1 pseudogene is annotated in these 691 nt (G+C 46.3%); it reads left to right on the top strand.

The annotated features are described in order from the left end of the window. Window positions 1-448 (top strand): annotated as a pseudogene (locus tag ACYVRA_RS07890) (acetyl-CoA carboxylase carboxyl transferase subunit alpha); the annotation flags it as partial. Window positions 449-691: the final 243 nt, after the last annotated feature.

The following is a 691-nucleotide window of genomic DNA, read 5'->3' on the forward strand; positions in this document are numbered from 1 at the left end:
TACGCCGCGCGTGAGGCTGAAATCGCCCCGTCCGGCCCCTGAGCGCGGCGAAGACCAAACTCCCGTTATTTCCGTAGTTCTTGGAGAGGGAGGCTCTGGCGGAGCGCTTGCGCTTGGCGTTTGCGACGAACTTGCCATGCTTGAAAACGCCCTTTATTCGGTAATTTCGCCCAAAGGTTTCGCTTCTATTTTATGGAAAGACGGTTCAAGGGAAAGGGAGGCCGCGGAACTGATGAAAATCACCGCCGAAGACCTGAAACGTTTTGGAGTTTGTGATAGAATTATTGAGGAACCGGAAGGAGGGGCCGCGAAAGACATCACTTTGACGGCAAAAAACATAAAAGCGTTCCTTACTGAAACCGTTAATAAGCTGATAAAGGAAGATTTTAAAGGCTTGCCCGAAAAACGGTATCAGAAATTCCGCAAGATTGGAGTGTTTACGGAGTAGTGTGGATAGTGAGCAGTGAGCAGTGAGCAGTTAGCAGTTAGCAGTGGGTAGTTTTTTATTGTTGGTAAGCTAAGAGTATTGGCAACAAGATCAGTTTACTAACAATAATACTAACTGCTAATTACTAACCACTACCTACTAAACAAGGAGGGAATATGCATTTAGACGTTTCAAAAACTTTACTTTTAATTATTGACGTGCAGAATGATTTCTGTCCGGGGGGGGCGTTGGCGGTGAATGACG

The sequence above is a fragment of the Treponema sp. R8-4-B8 genome (assembly GCF_054786175.1).